Source organism: Chitinophaga alhagiae (genome assembly GCF_003568665.1).
Taxonomy (GTDB): Bacteria; Bacteroidota; Bacteroidia; order Chitinophagales; family Chitinophagaceae; genus Chitinophaga; species Chitinophaga alhagiae.
In genome coordinates, this window is record NZ_QXMH01000001.1 from 2,204,179 (window position 1) to 2,221,445 (window position 17,267).

At 52.8% G+C, this 17,267-nt stretch carries 13 protein-coding genes; 6 read left to right on the forward strand and 7 right to left on the reverse strand.

Annotated elements, in window-relative coordinates; translation table 11 throughout:
• Positions 1-3: 3 nt before the first annotated feature.
• Positions 4-927: a ribose-phosphate diphosphokinase gene (gene prs / locus D3A97_RS08970; protein ID WP_119078025.1), complete on the reverse strand. Its 924-nt coding sequence runs from the start codon at positions 925-927 to the stop codon at positions 4-6.
• A 182-nt stretch (positions 928-1,109) separates the two neighbouring features.
• Here prs and D3A97_RS08975 point away from each other — a divergent pair, with 182 nt between their 5' ends.
• Complete coding sequence (locus D3A97_RS08975) at positions 1,110-1,826, forward strand: carboxypeptidase-like regulatory domain-containing protein (RefSeq protein ID WP_157986436.1); 717 nt, start codon at positions 1,110-1,112, stop codon at positions 1,824-1,826.
• 135 nt (positions 1,827-1,961) lie between these two features.
• Here D3A97_RS08975 and D3A97_RS08980 read toward each other — a convergent pair whose 3' ends face one another.
• The 3 genes from D3A97_RS08980 to D3A97_RS08990 all read right to left on the reverse strand — a co-directional run bounded on the left by D3A97_RS08980 (position 1,962) and on the right by D3A97_RS08990 (position 7,572).
• Complete coding sequence (locus D3A97_RS08980; RefSeq protein WP_198673903.1) at positions 1,962-3,278, reverse strand: TolC family protein; 1,317 nt, start codon at positions 3,276-3,278, stop codon at positions 1,962-1,964.
• A 19-nt stretch (positions 3,279-3,297) separates the two neighbouring features.
• Positions 3,298-6,423, reverse strand: coding sequence for an efflux RND transporter permease subunit (locus tag D3A97_RS08985; RefSeq protein WP_119078028.1), 3,126 nt, complete (start codon positions 6,421-6,423; stop codon positions 3,298-3,300).
• A 69-nt stretch (positions 6,424-6,492) separates the two neighbouring features.
• Positions 6,493-7,572, reverse strand: a complete 1,080-nt coding sequence (locus tag D3A97_RS08990; RefSeq protein ID WP_119078029.1) for an efflux RND transporter periplasmic adaptor subunit — start codon at positions 7,570-7,572, stop codon at positions 6,493-6,495.
• 396 nt (positions 7,573-7,968) lie between these two features.
• Here D3A97_RS08990 and D3A97_RS09000 point away from each other — a divergent pair, with 396 nt between their 5' ends.
• Genes D3A97_RS09000 through rnc form a run of 3 tightly spaced genes read left to right on the forward strand, consistent with a single transcriptional unit; the run spans position 7,969 to position 10,218 of the window.
• A complete protein-coding gene (locus tag D3A97_RS09000; protein WP_012788038.1) occupies positions 7,969-8,205 on the forward strand; it encodes an acyl carrier protein in 237 nt (78 codons plus the stop codon).
• Between the two features lie 23 nt (positions 8,206-8,228).
• Positions 8,229-9,482, forward strand: a complete 1,254-nt coding sequence (gene fabF, locus D3A97_RS09005) for a beta-ketoacyl-ACP synthase II (RefSeq protein WP_119078031.1) — start codon at positions 8,229-8,231, stop codon at positions 9,480-9,482.
• A gap of 4 nt (positions 9,483-9,486) precedes the next feature.
• Positions 9,487-10,218, forward strand: a complete 732-nt coding sequence (gene rnc / locus D3A97_RS09010; protein WP_232825898.1) for a ribonuclease III — start codon at positions 9,487-9,489, stop codon at positions 10,216-10,218.
• Between the two features lie 10 nt (positions 10,219-10,228).
• On the opposite strand, the gene D3A97_RS09015 is transcribed toward rnc, so the two are convergent.
• Both D3A97_RS09015 and D3A97_RS09020 read right to left on the reverse strand, forming a co-directional pair.
• Positions 10,229-10,831 (reverse strand): GyrI-like domain-containing protein, encoded by a 603-nt coding sequence (locus D3A97_RS09015; RefSeq protein WP_157986437.1) that lies wholly within the window; start codon positions 10,829-10,831, stop codon positions 10,229-10,231.
• Positions 10,832-10,882: 51 nt separating this feature from the next.
• On the reverse strand, positions 10,883-11,836 hold the full coding sequence (locus tag D3A97_RS09020; protein ID WP_198673904.1) for a helix-turn-helix transcriptional regulator: 954 nt from the start codon (positions 11,834-11,836) through the stop codon (positions 10,883-10,885).
• A gap of 652 nt (positions 11,837-12,488) precedes the next feature.
• Here D3A97_RS09020 and D3A97_RS09025 point away from each other — a divergent pair.
• Positions 12,489-14,537, forward strand: coding sequence for an ATP-binding protein (locus D3A97_RS09025; RefSeq protein WP_119078034.1), 2,049 nt, complete (start codon positions 12,489-12,491; stop codon positions 14,535-14,537).
• 1 nt (position 14,538) lies between these two features.
• Here D3A97_RS09025 and D3A97_RS09030 read toward each other — a convergent pair whose 3' ends face one another.
• Entirely contained in the window at positions 14,539-14,763 is a 225-nt protein-coding gene (locus D3A97_RS09030) for a hypothetical protein (protein WP_119078035.1), read from the reverse strand.
• Between the two features lie 165 nt (positions 14,764-14,928).
• On the opposite strand from D3A97_RS09030, the gene D3A97_RS09035 reads away from it, so the two are divergent.
• Positions 14,929-17,259 (forward strand): TonB-dependent receptor, encoded by a 2,331-nt coding sequence (locus D3A97_RS09035; RefSeq protein WP_157986438.1) that lies wholly within the window; start codon positions 14,929-14,931, stop codon positions 17,257-17,259.
• Positions 17,260-17,267: the final 8 nt, after the last annotated feature.

A 17,267-nucleotide genomic window follows, 5' to 3' on the forward strand; every position in this document is an offset into this window, starting at 1 on the left:
GTACTATGGAATGCTTTGAAAATAATCCACGATCAGCGGCGCCACGGATTTTACGGTGAGCATGGGATCATTGATCTGCAGCGCATTAGGGTGGGTATCCGTACACACTACCTGTTGCACAAGACCGCTGCTGCGGATCTTTTCAAAGCCGTCTCCCGCAAAAATACCGTGAGTGGTGATAACGGCAATGCTGCTGGCGCCCGCGTCTGCGTAAGCCTGGGCGGCGTGCAGCAGGGAGCCGCCGGTGCGTATCATATCGTCATAAATGATAACCATGCAATCCTCCACATTGGCGCTGATGGCGGTGATCTGTGTTTCCTCGCCGGAGAGGCGGCGTTTGAACACAAAAGCCGCCTGCACGCCCAGGTCATTGGCGAGAGACTCTACCCACTTGGCGCGGCCCGCGTCTGTACTGGCCATTACAAAAGGCCGGCCCTGCGATAGCTCCAGCGCGGCATTGCGCACTATCAGCTTGCCATAAAGGTGTACGGGGCGCACATTGCTTTCAAAATAGTAGGTAATGCCGTCCACATGCAGGTCTATCATGATCACTTTATTGCCGGCGGCCGTGGTAGGCAGGGCGGAGAACAATATGGCCCGGTTCTTGGCCTTTACCACTTCCCCGGTTTTGACGGCCCTTTCCATGGTGGAGTAGCCGAAGTAGGGGATAACGATATTGAGGCACTGCGCCCCGTTCTGGATACAGCCGTTGGCAATGTCGAACAGCTCCAGGGTTTCCTTATCGTCTATAGTGCCGCCAATCAGCACCACCTCTTTTCCGCTAACGTTGCTGGTTATACGATGGTAGTGTTCCCCGTCAGGGAAATCGCGGATGGTAATGTTGCCATTTTCCCAGTTGGCCAGGGCCAGCACCCTGTCTTTCAGGTATTGGTACCGCTGGGTGCAAAACAGTATCTTTTGAGGCATGAGCACTATTTTCGGGTGTAAGTACCCGAAAATAGAGAAAACTGCCGTAGGAAATAAAAAATATAAATTTTCTGGATGTTTGGGTTGCTTTAGGAAATTATTTAACGTTTTTTTTGAGCTTGGAACGCTAATTTTGAGAGATTAGTATGAAGCATGTTCTGTTCAGATACACTGTTGCACTTTTGTTCTTTGTTGTGCCCGCCCTCCAGGAGGCTGCGGCACAGGTGCGCATATCAGGCATGGTCTCCGATGCGGATACCCGTACGGGCCTGCCTTCTGTGAGTATCTGGAACAAACGCTCCGGTTATGGCACTGTAAGCAATGAAACCGGCCGTTATTATATTGAGGCCCAGCCGGGAGACACTATTGAGTTTTCCATGATCAGCTATGTACGCACGCACATTGTGGTGGGCGTTGTGTCTACCACGCAGAACGTGGCGCTGAAGCGGCATGTATTTGGCCTGCAGGCCGTTAACGTAAAGGGCCGTATTTACCGGAGAGACTCGCTGGCCATGCGTGACGAGTACGGAAGGATATTTGACTACAAGCGGCCCGGCGCTATGGACGTGTTGAAAACCTTGCCCAGCAACCCTATTACCGCGCTCAGTTACCTGATCCCCAGCAAAACGCGCAAACGGAGGGAAAAATTTGGGGAACAACTGCGTTACTGGGAAGCGGAAAAACATATTGATTACCGGTATAACCCGGACCTGGTGGCCCGTATTACCAAGCTGGAAAGCCCTATGCTGGACTCTTTCATGTATGCCTACCGGCCCAGCTACGCCTTCCTGACCAATGCTTCAGAATATGACCTGATGCTGTTCATCAAACAGGCATACGAAAAATTTGCCCGGCAGAAGGGCCTGTTGCCGAAAGATTCTGCGGAACCGCAACAATAATCACCGCCCGGCCCCGCACTGCCGCTGAAGGGAGTGACACAACGGCGGCCGATCAGCATACTGCTGCTTGCTCCATAAAGAAAAAAAACCGGTCACATACTGCAACCGGCTAGTTCGTTGATACTTTCCTGTTAATTATTTCAGGAGGTCGCCCTTCAGGCGGCGCAGCTCCGTTTCAGCTATTTTGGCATTATAGCGGGCCTGGATGAGGCGGGTAACGGCCAGTTCAAGGCTTTGCTGGGCCTCTTTCACCTCCAGCGTGGTAGACACCCCTTCGCGGAAACGCTCCAGCGCCACCATGGTATTTTCACGGGCCAGCTCCACACTTTCTTCTTCCAGGTTGAGCGCCGTTTTATAATACTCGTAATCTTTAAAGGCATTTTTCAGCAGCAGGTCTACCTGGCTCTGCTGGTTTTCCAGAGACAGTTGCTGGTAGGCCATGTTCAGCTTTGCATTTTTGAGTTCCCGGTGAGCGTTGAGGCCGTTAAAAATGGGCACTGTAGCGGAAAAGCCGTAGTTAAAGCCACGGCTCTGGTTGAACACGGGGCTGAACTGGTTCACGGCCGCGCTGGCGCGTGATTGGTTGAAGTTGTAGGCGGAATTGAAGGAAAGGACCGGGTAAAAATCACCTTTCCGTTCCTTGACGGTCAGCCGGGACACTTCCACGTTCTGACGCGCCACCTGCAACTGCGGGTTGGTGTTCTGGATGTCTGCTATCACATCTCCGAAAGCCAGGGACAGGTTAACGGGAATGGTATCCATCACATCGTAATTGGTGCTTTCGTCCGCAATGGCCAATAACTGGTTGAGCGCGGCCTTGCTTTGCTCTATGACCGTTTGCTGGCGCAGCCACATGGCACGTTGCGCGTTATAGTCCACCTTGGCCTGCAGATAATCCGTTTTGGGCGCCAGGCCTGTCTGGAACTTGGCGTCTGACAGTTTTACCCGTTCATCAGAAATGGACATCTGCTCTGCAAAAGCGCGCAGCTGCTGTTTTTGCTGGGCAATATTGTAATAGGCGTTGATGATGTCTGCTATGGAATTTTCCACCTGGCTTTTTACGCCCAGCTCACCCAGTATTTCAATGGCCTGGAGGCGCTGGCGTGTGGCAAACATTTTGAGACCGTCAAACAGTGTCCAGTTGAGGTTGATAGCGGCTTGCACCTGCCTGTTCTTGAGGCCGCTGGTATCCCGTTTGCTGCCGTTGCCGAACTCCTGCTTGGTGGCGTTGTTGCTCCAGGTTTTGGTGGCAGTACCATTCAGGCGGGGGGCAAAAGCAAAGTTGGCATAGTCAAAATCATTGGCCGCAATCTCTGCATCGGTGCGGGCCAGGCGGATGTCGTAGTTATTTTTCAAGCCCAGGTCTATTGCCTGCTCCAGCGTAAGCACCTGTTGCGCCTGCGCCCCGGAAGCCAGCAAGATGAAAAGCCCTGTTAAAATTCTTCCTGTCAAAGTCATTGTATTAAATATGTTATGCGTGGGCTGCAGCGGCTGCAGCTTCCGGGTTTTCTAAACCTGCCTCTTCTTCGTCCGTGGCTTTTTTTCTGCGGCTGAGGAAAGTGTACATGGCGGGTATCACATATAGCGTCAGTATCAATGAAAAGACGATACCGCCTACAATTACGATACCCAGCGGAATACGGCTGGTGGCGGCCGCGCCTAGTGACAGGGCAATGGGCAATGCGCCCAGGGCCATGGCCAGGCTGGTCATGAGAATGGGCCTGAGGCGCAGGGCAGAGGCCTCCACGGCGGCGTCCGTTTTTTCCTTCCCGGCGTCTCGCATGTGGTTGGCAAATTCCACAATAAGGATACCGTTTTTGGTAACGAGGCCTATGAGCATGATCACCCCTATCTGCGAGAAGATATTCCAGGTCTGGTTGAATAACCACAAGGAAAGCGACGCGCCGGCAAATGCCAGTGGCACAGTAAGCATGATGATGAGCGGGTCTACCCAGCTTTCAAACTGCGCCGCCAGGATGAGGTAAATAAGCAGCAAAGCAAGAATGAGCGCAAAGGAAGTGTTGGAGCCGCTTTCCGCATAGTCACGGGAGGCGCCGCTCAACGCCGTGTTGAAGGAATCATCCAGCACGCCGTCTTTTTTCAGCTTCGCAAATATACCGTACATGGCGTCAATACCATCTCCCACCGTTTTACCGGGAGCAAGGCTGGCCGAAATGGTGGCGGACTTGTACCGGTTAAAGTGGTAGATAATAGGCGGGCTCGTTTCTTCGTGAATGGTTACCAGGTTATCCAGCTGGATGGCTTCGCCGCGGTTGTTCCGCACATAGATGTTCTGCAGGTCGTTCGGGTCATCCCGGTCGCCACGGAATACCTGGCCCATTACCTGGTATTGTTTACCGTTGCGGATGAAGTAGCCGTACCGGAGGTTACTGAGCGCCAGCTGGAGCGTGGAGGAAATATCCCCTACGGAAACGCCCAGTTCGCTGGCCTTATCCCGGTTGATGCTGATACGGAGTTCCGGTTTATTAAATTTCAGGTCTACGTCTACCGCCTGGAAAGCCGGGTTCTTATTGGCTTCTTCCAGGAAAACGGGCAGGGCCGTGGCCAGGCTGTCAAAATTGATATGCTGCAGTACAAAGGCTACCGGCAGGCCGCTGCGGCGCCCTACCTGTATGGTTTGCTGCTCAATGGCAAACACCCTGCCTTCCGGGAAGCGGTACATGTTCCGGTTCACCATGTCTACGATCTGTTTCTGCGAGCGGGTACGTTCGTTCGGTTCCGTCAGCGCAATGTTGGCAAATGCGCTGTTTACGGCGCCGCCGCCGCTGAAGCCCGGAGATGTAACCGTGAGCACGATCCTGTTCTCGGGAATGGAATCCATCATGAACTGCGCAAGCTGGTCCACATAGTTATCCATATAGTCGAACGAAGTACCTTCGGGCGCTGTTACGGTGAGGCGGAACTGGCTTCTGTCTTCAATAGGCGCCAGCTCAGACTGGAGGTTCCTGAATATGATGTAGATGATGCCCAGACAGCCAAAAATGATCACAATGGCTATCCATCTCACCTTCATGAACTTGGCCAGCGAGTTTTTATACCCGTTGTCCATCCAGTTGAAGAAAGGTTCTGTTTTGGTGTAGAACCAGGAATGTGAATGTGTTTTGCGGCCCAGTTTTACGTTGAGCACGGGCGTGAGCGTAAGGGATACAAAGGCGGATATCAATACCGCGCCGGCCACTACAATGCCGAACTCCCGGAACAGGCGGCCTACAAAGCCCTGCATGAATACAATGGGGAGGAATACGAAGGCGAGGGTAATGGACGTGGCTACTACCGCAAAGAATATTTCTTCCGAACCCTCTTTGGCCGCGCGCATACGCGGTATGCCCGCTTCTATTTTTTTATAGATATTCTCCGTTACCACAATACCATCATCTACCACCAGCCCCGTGGCCAGTACAATGGCCAGCAGCGTCAGGATGTTGATGGTGAACCCGCAGACGTACATGATAAAGAATGCACCAATGAGAGACACGGGGATGTCTATCAGCGGGCGGAAGGCCATGAGCCAGTCCCGGAAGAACAGGTAGATGATGAGGATCACCAGCGTAAGCGCGATCACCAGCGTTTCTTCCACTTCCGAAATAGACTTCCGGATAAACCGGGTATTGTCAATGGCGATGTTGGTGGTAATATCAGCCGGCATGTCTTTCTTGATCTGGTCGTACCGCTTGTAGAACTCGTCTGTAATGGCCACGTAGTTAGAGCCGGGCTGAGGGGTGAGCGCCAGGGCGATCATGGGAACGCCGGACTCCTTCAGGATGGTCTCTTCATTTTCCGGGCCCAGCACTGCCTGGCCGATGTCTCGCAGCCGGATCACGTTGCCGTTCACGTTCTTGATGATGAGGTTGTTAAATTCCTCTTCTGTATCGAGCCGGCCAAAGGTGCGCACCGTCAGCTCCGTGGCGTTGCCCGCTATTTTACCGGAAGGCAGCTCCACGTTTTCTTTCAGGAGTGCATCCCGTACGTCTGTAGGCGCCAGGCTGTAGGCGGAAAGCCGGGCCGGGTCCATCCAGATACGCATGGCGTATTTTTTTTCGCCCCATATACGGATGGAGCTAACGCCGGGAATGGTCTGCAGTTTTTCCAGCAGTACGTTATTGGCATATTCGGTCACTTCCAGCTGGTTGCGGGTATTGCTTTGCACCGTCATGGAAATGATATAGTCCGAGTTGGCGTCTTCCTTGGATACAACGGGGGGTGCATCCAGGTCTGGCGGAAGGTTGCGCTGCGCCTGGGATACCTTGTCACGCACGTCGTTAGCCGCCGCTTCAAGGTCTATGTTCAGCTCAAACTCTACCGTAATGCTGCTGGTACCCTGGCTGCTGGAGCTAGATATGTTCTTGATACCGGCAATGCCGTTGATGGATTTTTCAAGCGGTTCCGTGATCTGTGTTTCAATGATGTCGGAGTTGGCGCCGGCATAGGCGGTACGCACGTTTACAATAGGCGGGTCAATGGCCGGGAAGTCACGCACCCCCAGGAAGTAGAACCCCACCAGGCCGAAGATCACAATGATGATATTCATCACAATGGCCAGCACCGGCCGTTTAAGAGATATGGAAGGTAAGCTCATTAGTTAGTCTTTTAAGATTGTAGATCCGATAATTCTCTGGTCCGCAAATAGCATTCTGTTCTCTACAGTCTATTGTACCTTGTTGTATTTGATGGGCATGCCCGCTCTCAGTTGCATAATGCCGGTGGTAATAATGGTATCCCCAATATTCAGGCCACTGGTGATCTGCACGTTGTTCTCATCCCTGATGCCGGTTTCCACCACCACCATTTTGGCCTTGCCGCTGTCTGCCACGATGACGGTTTTGTTGCGGGTGCCGGGAATAACGGCCTGGGAGGGTATCATGATGGCGTCAGGCATATCCTTGAGGAAAATAGTGACCCTGGCAAAGGTGCCGGGCAGCAGATTGCCGGGGTTGGGCACCATGGCCCTGATGCGGATGGTCCTGGTGGCCACGTCAATCTGCGGGTCCCGCGCGTAAATGCTGCCTTTGTAGGTATTGGTGTCTCCCGCGGCCCTGAACATCACCGCATCTCCCTGTTTTACGATGGTGCGGTATTTTTCAGGGATGGAAAAATCTACCTTCAGGGGGTCTATCTGCTGCAGGGTGGTAATAATGGTGGTGGGGGCCACAATAGCGCCCAGGCTGATGTTCCGGAGGCCGAGGCGACCGTTGAACGGGGCGCGGAGCTCGGTTTTCTGCAGCTGGGTGCGGGTATAGGCAATATCCGCATCATAGGCGCTCACCTGGTTGCGGGTCACGTCCACGTCCTGCCGGCTGATGCCGTTTATTTTCAACAGGTTCTCCTGGCGCTCCAGGGTGGTTTTGGCCAGCTGCTGCTGCAGCTGCAGTTTCTGGAGCTGGGCTTTCAGGTCTTCATCATATATCTTGACCAGGAGTGCGCCTTTGCTCACCTGGGTGCCTTCTTTAAAATACAGGCCGGTGATACGGCCGGAAATTTCGGGCTTTACTTCAATTTCTTCGTTGGCCTGCAGGGTGCCGCTGGCCTCAATGGCCTGGTCCAGCTTAACAGGTTTTACCACATAGGCATCGGAAAGGGTGCTGCGGCCGCCACGGGCGGGAGCTTTGGCCGGGGTAGCGGCATCGGGTTCATTGGGGCCGCTTTTGGCCGTCATTTTATAAATAAGGAAGCCGGCAAGGGCCAGCGCCAGGAATAGCAGAACGATTCTAAAGGTCTTATTGCGCATGTTTCGTGTGTATATAAAGACTATTGCAAATTACGTGATTTCGCGGGCGGACAAATTTAATAATTGGACGTTAAGCCGCTCCCGTTCCGGTTTTATTTATGGTTAAGTGGCTGAATACGGGTTTGAATGGTCAACTTACATGTCATAACATGGAATATGGGGGCCGCAAAAGGGGCTTATATATATAAAGGTGTGAAAAAGGGGCCAAATATGATGTTTTTTAGGCATGCCAGGGGAGCGGCCAATAAGGTTGTAACCCGCTATGCGCGTGATTTGCAGGGGAAATATATATGTTACTGGATTGGAAAATCTGGGTTAAAATTTGGCGATCTCCTTGGCAATTGAATAAAAATTATATTTTTGCAGTCAAGTTTTAAACCAAAAACACTTAAAATTATGTCAGACATTGCATCAAGAGTTAAAAAGATCATCATTGACAAATTAGGCGTTGACGAGGCCGAGGTAACTCCTGAAGCCAGCTTCACCAACGACTTAGGCGCTGACTCTTTGGATACGGTAGAACTGATCATGGAATTCGAAAAAGAATTCAACATCTCCATTCCTGACGAACAAGCAGAAACCATCACCACTGTTGGCCAGGCAGTAGCTTACCTGGAAGAACACGTAAAATAATCCAACAAACCAGAACTGTTTTAATGCAACCAAGACGAGTAGTCGTTACAGGTTTAGGCGCGCTGACACCGCTCGGCAATTCCGTTGATGCTTATTGGCAGGGGTTGGCGAGCGGTGTATCCGGCGCTGATTATATCAAGCAGTTTGACGCCTCCAAGTTCAAGACCCGTTTTGCCTGCGAACTGAAAGATTTCGATCCTGCCCAGTATATGGACAAGAAGGACGCGCGCAAAATGGACCCATTCACCCAAACAGCCGTTATAGCGGCAGACCAGGCAGTGGCTGACGCTAAAGTGGACCGGAACTCCATTAACGTGGACCGGGTGGGGGTGATATGGGGAACCGGCGTTGGTGGGATGATCAACTTCACGAACGAGTTAAAAGAGTTCCATTCCGGAGACGGCACCCCGCGTTTCAGCCCTTTTCTGATCACCCGCCTTATACTGGATATAGCCGCCGGGCATATATCCATGCGGCATGGGTTCAGGGGGCCAAACTTCTCGGTGGTGTCTGCGTGCGCATCTGCTACCAATGCCATTATTGAAGCGATGTACACCATCCGCTATGGTAAGGCGGACATGATCATTACCGGGGGGTCTGAAAACATCATTAACGAGCCTTGTGTTGGCGGGTTTAACGCCATGAAGGCCCTGAGTGAGCGGAATGAGGATCCCAAAACGGCGTCCAGGCCGTTTGACCTGGACCGGGACGGGTTTGTAATGGGCGAAGGCGCCGGCGCACTGGTGCTGGAAAGCTACGAACATGCCATAGCCCGCGGCGCAAAAATTTATGTAGAACTGGCCGGCGGAGGCGCAACGGCAGATGCCCATCACATTACGGCACCCCACCCCGAAGGGCTGGGCGCGCGCAGCGTAATGACGCAGGCACTGAACGATGCCGGTTTGCGGCCGGAAGACATTGATTACATCAACGTTCACGGAACCTCTACACCGCTGGGTGATATAGCGGAAGTGAAGGCGATACAGCAGGTTTTCGGCGAAGCGGCTTACAAGCTGAATATCAGTTCCACCAAATCCATGACCGGGCACCTGCTTGGAGCAGCGGGCGCTGTAGAGTCTATTGCAGTTATCAAAAGTATATTGGAAAGCCTTGTTCCGCCTACCATCAACCACTTCACAGACGATCCCCAACTAGATGCCGGGTTGAATTATACCTTCAACGTTGCACAAAAAAGAGAAGTAAGGGCAGGCCTCAGCAATACCTTCGGGTTTGGCGGGCACAACGCTTCTGTAGTTTTCAAAAAATTTGTTCCTTGACGGTGTGAAAATACTTCCAGGATATTTATATAAGCTCATCTACGGCAAAAGGCAATTGTACAAAGACCTTTACAACTTGCTGGGGTTTCACCCCGGTAACCTGGCATTGTATGAAGTAGCCTTGAGCCACCGCTCCAGCAAGGAAAAATTCCTGGAAAGCAACGAGCGGCTGGAATACCTCGGCGATGCCATCCTGGGCGCTATTATCGGGGACTACCTCTTCAAAAAATACCCCTACAAAACAGAAGGCTACCTTACAGAGATGCGCTCCAAAATAGTGAACCGGCAGCAGCTGAACGATATTGCCATTAAAATGGGCCTGCGCAAGCTCACTATTTACGACAAATACAATTCCTTCCTCAAGATCAGCCAGATATTCGGCAATACGCTGGAAGCGCTGGTAGGGGCCGTTTACCTTGACCGGGGGTATAACCAGACCAAACAGTTCGTTCACAAGCGCATACTGGTGCCGTATATAGACCTGGAGGCGCTGGAGACCGTGGAAATGAACCACAAGAACAAGCTCTATGGCTGGGCCAATAAAAACGGCAAAACCCTTGAGTTTGAACTGATAGAAGAACAAATGGACAACGGCCGCCGCATTTTTACCGTAGGCGCCATGCTGAACGGCGAGCTGATCTGCACCGGCAAGGCCTTCAACAAGAAAGACGCCAGCCAGATAGCCGCCTCCCAGGCCATAGAGCTGCTGGGCATAGGGTCTGATGACGGGAAATAACCCCGTGCTTTCACTTCGATCTCACATCCACTCTTAAGATCGTTTTCAACCGCTCTGCCGGCGTTTTATTGGGGTCTGTAATATATACCTCGCGGTGAGGGCTGCTTGCCTCCAGTGCATGCTGGTCAATATAGCCGTAAAGTTTTTGAAGGGAAGGCGTTTCGTCGTGGTAAGAGCCTGTATGCAGCAATTGTACGGCCAGGGTGGCAGGGAAGCGCTCAAACCCTAGCTGGTCCAGGTAAGGCAGCTTTTTGTTGCCGGCCAGGGCAGTGGCCTGCTTGCAGTCGTTTACCGTTACAAAGGCCGGCAGCTGGATGAGCAGTTTCCAGTACCATTCCTGTTTCGGCACCTCCGTCAGTTGTTCTCCACCGGGTGTCCACCACAGGCCTTCCAGGGCAGGCACCTTAAAGTCGTTTCCCTGTAGTTTGCAAATCTTTTTTGCATTGTAGGCCGCTGCGTACAATGCCTTGATCTTTGCGCTGAACGGCGCGGCGGCGGGGTCTCCGCTGCCCTCCACGGCCAGGTAATTGGCGGCAGCTATGGTAACCAGCTCGGGGTTGGGTTTGGAGCGGTAGTAATGTTTCTGTTCTTTGGAGAGGTCTGTTTTTTGCATGACTGTTTGCATTTTTAAGCAAAGTAAACAGCCGGGTATGACAGCCCTATGTCAGGAGTAATGGCCGCGCAATTCTTCAATATGCTGGCGCACCATTATTTTAAGGTCTTCCGGCTCCACAACGGTGGCCCGGTTGCCCATCATCAGCAGCCAACGGGAGAAGTAGCCGAGGCTGTTGTACATGAATGTCATTTCCACGTACTCATCGTGCGTTTGTTCCTGCACCATGCCGTAGTGATATTTCTGCTCTCCCAGGTAGCGGGCTACATCGTGCCGGAACTGCACCCTGATAAGCGTTGGCTGGTCCGGGTCAGCCTGAAACTCGTTGGCAATATATTGCTGCAGGCTGATACGGTTGTTCCTGTCAAACCCCTGCTCTGTGAGTGACAGGGATTTGATACGGTCCGCCCTGAAATCCCTGTAATCATTACGCAGGCGGCAAAAGCCGATAAGGTGCCAGCTGCTGTGCATGTGGAATATGCCGATGGGCTCCACTTCCCGGCGGCTTATGGAGTCACTGTAAAAAGAATAGTATTCGATAGACAGCACCCGCTGGCGGGCCACGGCATCCTGTATATCGCTCAAAAAGCGGTTGGGGAACTGTGAATCTCCCCTTCGGCCGCGCAATACGGCAATATTTTCATCCAGGGACTCCAGGAAGTCTTTATCGCTGCCCCGCAGTACCGCCCGTATTTTTTGCATGGCGTTGCTGAACTGCTGGCGGTTGGAATGGTCACTGTGCTGCTCCATCAGTTTTTCTCCCGTCAGCAGGGCCGCGGCTTCCGTACGGTTGAACATTACCGGCGGCAGGTGATAGCCTTCCACTATGTAATACCCCGTGCCGGCCTCAGCCCCTATGGGTACGCCGGCTTCTGTGAGCGCCTTCACATCGCGGTATACCGTGCGCAGGCTGATGCTGAAACGGTCCGCAATTTCCTGGGCTTTCACTATTTTTTTGCCCTGGAGCTGTATCAGAATGGCTGTAAGCCGGTCAATTCGATTCATATGCCAAATGTACATTTTCCCCGGCTAGAGCAAACGCCGCCTTTTTTTTCTTCGTATTTAAACTTGCCGGGTGGCCACCTGTCTAACTATGTGACCCGGTAAAAAAACATGTTTCAACACGAATGTATTTGCGAAGTATGGCGTCTAACATTAAAAACAACCATTCTCAAAGATATTCAACCCGTTAAACGGTTGTAAAGTACTAGTTGCTGTTACAGCATATAGTTAGGTTAAATGGTAAAGCCCTGGCAATTCTTTGCCGGGGCTTCTTTTTAGGCTGCCGCGGCCTTTTCATTTACGATCAATAACAAATTTTTAACACCTATCCGGTGCGGGCGCATATAAATTTGGAACAATTGCCACCCCGCAAGGGCGGCAATGAATTAAATTGGAGCGTATTGTTGGGCCTGGGGTTCTCCCCGGGCCCTTTTGCATTTGCAAGGCCATCTTTCATTAACGAGTATTTAACAATTCCATCCATGCTGTGTTATTAATTTAGGCAGGGCATTACGCCCGGTCAACCAAAACCAATCACCTGAAAAGTTCAGTGTTTCAGATAGTATGGCAGCCACTACCTGCTCAATTTTTCTTGTGCCGGCCCTCCTGAATTTTGTTAATCAATTGTTGCGCAGCGGTTTAAAACAGAAGGAATATGTTCAGCCACAGCTTAAATAGGATCAAGAGAACGGGGCTTACCACCGCGGTAGGGGAGGACGATGCCCGGAAGATCATGGTGGTCAATTCTTTCAGCTTCCTGACGGCCTTGTTGTGTACTTTTTGCGGCGTATCCCTTTCTGTTATATCCGGTTACTGGATGATCCTGTATACGGCCATGGCCTTTGTATGCGGTTTTCTTTCCATTCTGCTCTTCAATTATAGGGGGCGCTTTGCCACGGCCAAATTCGGCCTCCAGTTCGTATTCTGTTCCGTTATGCTTTATTACGGCTGCCTTTTCGGGGAAAGCACGCAGGTACATTTCCTGGGGTTATTCCTCATAGGCGTGCCGTTGCTCATTTGTTCCCGAAAGGAGCATGCCTTGCGCTGCCTGTGCCTGGCAATGCCGTTGCTCACCCTGTTTTTGCTGGAAACCAACTATTACTACCAGGTGCTTACGCCCATGGAAATGGACAGAAATACCACCTACATGTTCCGCTGGCTGATCATGACGGTAGTGGTGATACTGAACTTTATGGTGATCACCTTTCATCAGCAAAACATCAGCAACCTGTTGCACCGCCTGCACCGGCGGCATGAGTCGCTGAAAAGGAGGAACCAGGTAGTGCTGCAGAAGGAGAACGAGCTGAAAGCCGCCAACCGTATGCTGGAACACTATAATGAAAAGCTGGAGTGGGAAGTGGAGCAGCGCACCGGGGAGCTGAAAGCTAACAACCTCATACAGGAAAAAATGCTGGTAGACCTGAACCGGAGCATGGACCAGCTGCGGGAAAAAGATGCCGAGCTGGAAAGTTACGTTCGGGAACTGGAAACACTGAAAGCCAGCCTGGTAAAGGCCCGGGATGAAGCAGAGCGGGCCAATACCGCCAAATCCGTATTTCTGCGGGAACTGAGCCATGAGATCAGGAACCCGCTCAATGCCATTATCGGGATCAGTTACCTGCTGCTGAACGATCAGCATAACCGCAACAAGATACCGCTGAGCATTGTGAACTATATAGAGAACATCAGCACCAGCGGGCATAACCTGCTGGAGATCATCAATAACGTGCTGGAGCTGGCGCGGATAGAGGCCGGCAAAACAGACAATATCTGCGAAACGCCCTTTGTCTTGCAGGAGTGGGTGCAAAGCGTGGCCAGCGTGTACCAGCATGCGGCCAGGCTGAAGGAAGTGAGCATTCACGTGCAGGTAGACCACAAGCTGCCCGCGCAGTTGCTGGGAGACCGTGTACACCTTACCCAGGTGGTGAACAACCTGCTGGCCAATGCTATCAAGTTCACCCCGGCACATAAAAAAGTAACGCTCTCCTGTTTCCGGGAAGGGGCAGACGCCTGGTGCATCAGGGTAACGGATGAAGGAGAGGGCATACCCGGAGAAAAACAGGCGCTGATCTTCCAGCCTTTTGAACAGGCAGATGCGTCCATTCACCGGCGCTTTGGCGGTACCGGTCTGGGGCTGACCATTTCCAAACGCATAGCGGAGCTGCTGGGCGGACAGATTGCCGTATGGAGCCAGCAAGGGCTGGGCACCTCATTTACCGTTACCCTTCCGTTGCGGCAGGGCATAGCGGCACAACTTCCCGGCGGCGAGCCGGCGGCAACCGGCGAAAAGCGCCCGCAGGCCAATAAAAAAGTGCTGCTGATGGAAGACAGTGCGGTAAACCGTATGGTGATGCAGGAATTTTTCCAGTACCTGGGCCTGCCCCTCCTGATGGCAGACAACGGCGAAGAAGGCTTGCAGATGGCCCGCCGGCAGTTGCCGGACATGATCATTCTTGACATGCATATGCCCCGGCTGGATGGCCGCGAGGTGATCCGCGCCATACGGCAAGACGCTGTGCTGCAACATGTACCGGTGATCGTTATTTCTGCAGATGCCTTCCGGGAACAGCAGGAGCTGGCTTTACGGGAAGGCGTGAACGAATATATCATCAAACCTGTGCAGTTTGACGAGCTGCGCAGGGTGATAGACAAATATTTCAGCAGCGCTGTACTGGATGAAGCGCTCGCCGAAGGCGCCTGTTAAGTTATATGGCACCGCCGTAATGCCGGGTAATGGCTTCGGCCAGTTGCCCTACCAGCGCAGCATCTGCCGGTTCGCCGCTGCTGCGGGCCCGCAGGTTGTCCTCTTCATCCAGCTCAAAAATAATGGTGGAAGGCCCGCAGGTGATGTGAAAAGAAACGCTGTAGCCCCTGGCGTACGGTTGTACTTCGTATGTATGGTCTCCTATTGTTACTGAAAACGGCTCCATGTAGAACAAAGATACGGTGCTATGGCATTCAGAGGACTTTGCGTTTGCAGAGCACACGCCCCGGCCGGTATTTCACGCGCACCATTCAGCCGCCTTTTACAACCATTCAGTCCGTTCTCCTTTCCCGCCGCCGCCGGTATCGGCATTTTTGCAGAAAAACCCCCAATGAGAACGTTTTTACTTTGCTGCTGCCTGTTTGTTGCCCTCCCGTCTATGGCCCAGCCTTTGCCGGGCCAGACGGTGAAGGGCCTGGTGATGGACCATACCACGCACCGGCCGCTGCCAGGCGTTACCATTTCCATTCCCGGCACCGCCATGGGCGCCGTTACCAACGAAAAGGGCGAGTTCAGGATAGCGGCCGTACCCGTAGGCCGCCATGCCATCAGAGCCGGTATGCTGGGTTATGAGGTGGTATTGCTGCCCAATATAGAAGTGAATGCCGGCAAGGAAACCATGCTGGAAATTACCCTGCTTGAAACGGTTGTGAAGCTGGCGGATGCCGTGGTAGTGGGCAATAGCAAGCAGGGCGCCATCAATCCCCTGGCGCAGGTGAGCGCGCGGCAACTGAACATGGAAGAAGGCATGCGGTATGCCGGCACGCGTAACGACCCCTCCCGCATGGCTCAAAATTTTGCCGGGGTGAGCGGCGCCAACGATGCCCGCAACGACATCATCATCCGCGGCAATTCCCCCACCGGCGTGCTCTGGCGCGTGGAAGGCGTAGACGTTCCCAACCCCAACCACTTCAGTACCCTGGGCGCTACCGGCGGCCCGGTGACCATCCTCAATACCAATACGCTGCGCAACTCCGATTTCCTTTCCGGCGCGTTCCCCGCCAGCTATGGCAATGCCCTGGCGGGCGCTTTTGACCTGACCCTGCGCAACGGTAACAAAGACAAATATGAATTTCTGGCACAGGTAGGTTTCAACGGGTTTGAGGCGGCCGCGGAAGGGCCGTTGGGCAAACCCGGCAAGGCCTCCTTTATGGTAGATTACCGCTATTCCTTGCTGGCGGCCGTGCAGGCACTGGGCCTCAGCGTAGGTACCGGCGGCAACGTACCCAATTACCAGGACCTGAATATGAAAATACACCTGCCCACCAAACGCACCGGTACCTTTAACCTCTTTGCCATGGGCGGCCTGAGCAATATCAATTTCATGCCCGGAGAAGATTCTACCAGTCTTTATAATACGGGAGACCGTGAGCTGAACTCTGTTTCCAATACGGGGGTAGTGGGGCTTACACACAGTTATAACCTTTCACCCAATACCTATGGCCGTGCGTTTGCGGCCATCTCGTCTACAGAAAGCAAGCTGGATGAATTTACGGTGAAAGACGCCCAGCGTGACGAGCGTACCCTGCTGGTGAATTACAAACTCACCAAAGCCAGCGCCGGCTACCAACTGGTACACCGCTTCAGCGCACGCAACCAGCTCAGCGGCGGCGTATCTGCGGAGCAGCTGCAACTGGCCCTGCACAAGGAGCTGATCAGGAATGGAGATACGCAACGGTCAACGCTCGTCAACACCAAAGCGTCTGCCGGCTTTTTGAAAGGCTGGGCCAACTGGCAGCATCGCTTCAGCAATACGCTGGTTACTAACGCCGGCGTATATACGCAATACTTTGCGCTGAATGGCACTTACAACGTAGAGCCCCGTTTCAGCATGCGGTATGCCTTTTTGCCGGGACAGGCACTGAGCCTGGGCGTAGGCCTCCATAGCCAATTGCAGCCGCTTGAAATATACTTTTATGAAACGGAAGACAAACTTACCAACAAAAACCTCACCGCCACGCGGGCCTGGCATGCTGTATTGGGCTATGATGTGCAGCTCGCGGAAAAGCTGCGCCTGAAAGCGGAAACCTATTACCAGCATTTGTTCAATGCGGCAGTGGAGCAGACCCCTTCTTCTTTCAGCCTGCTCACCGCCGGGGAGGGCTTTGGTTTCCCTAATGAGGCCAATCTGTTAAATGCCGGGCTGGGCCGGAACTACGGTGTAGAACTTACCTTGGAGAAATACCTCCACAAAGGGTTTTATTTCCTTTTCACCCAAAGTCTGTTCAGTTCAAAATACCGGGGCAGCGATCATATATGGCGCAATACCCCCTTCAATTCCCAATATGTTACCAATGTACTGGCCGGCAAGGAGTGGACGTTGAAGCCGGGCTTTAATATCGGGTTGGATAGCAAGCTGAGTTACGCCGGCGGCCAGTGGTACACGCCTTTTGACGTGCCGGCCACGGTGGCGGCCAACTACGCCGTGTACCAGGAAGACAAGGCTTTTTCCGAAAGGAACGATGCTTACTTCCGCTGGGACCTGAAATTTTCATTTACCTGGGAACTGGGAAAAACCACTCAGAAATTCTTTATAGATTTACAGAACCTGACAGGGAGAGAGAATATCTATACCAGAAGGATCAACACGGAAACAGGTGTTATCAGCCGTGTTAACCAGATGGGGCTCTTTCCGAATGTTAACTACCAGTTTACTTTCTAACATACTGC

Coding starts and splice junctions, on each gene's coding strand:
- D3A97_RS09020 (WP_198673904.1), bottom strand. CDS start 11,836: ATGAATCGAATTGACCGGCTTACAGCCATTCTGATACAGCTCCAGGGC.
- D3A97_RS08990 (WP_119078029.1), bottom strand. CDS start 7,572: ATGCGCAATAAGACCTTTAGAATCGTTCTGCTATTCCTGGCGCTGGCC.
- D3A97_RS09015 (WP_157986437.1), bottom strand. CDS start 10,831: ATGCAAAAAACAGACCTCTCCAAAGAACAGAAACATTACTACCGCTCC.
- D3A97_RS09000 (WP_012788038.1), top strand. CDS start 7,969: ATGTCAGACATTGCATCAAGAGTTAAAAAGATCATCATTGACAAATTA.
- fabF (WP_119078031.1), top strand. CDS start 8,229: ATGCAACCAAGACGAGTAGTCGTTACAGGTTTAGGCGCGCTGACACCG.
- D3A97_RS09035 (WP_157986438.1), top strand. CDS start 14,929: ATGAGAACGTTTTTACTTTGCTGCTGCCTGTTTGTTGCCCTCCCGTCT.
- D3A97_RS09025 (WP_119078034.1), top strand. CDS start 12,489: ATGTTCAGCCACAGCTTAAATAGGATCAAGAGAACGGGGCTTACCACC.
- prs (WP_119078025.1), bottom strand. CDS start 927: ATGCCTCAAAAGATACTGTTTTGCACCCAGCGGTACCAATACCTGAAA.
- D3A97_RS09030 (WP_119078035.1), bottom strand. CDS start 14,763: ATGGAGCCGTTTTCAGTAACAATAGGAGACCATACATACGAAGTACAA.
- D3A97_RS08985 (WP_119078028.1), bottom strand. CDS start 6,423: ATGAGCTTACCTTCCATATCTCTTAAACGGCCGGTGCTGGCCATTGTG.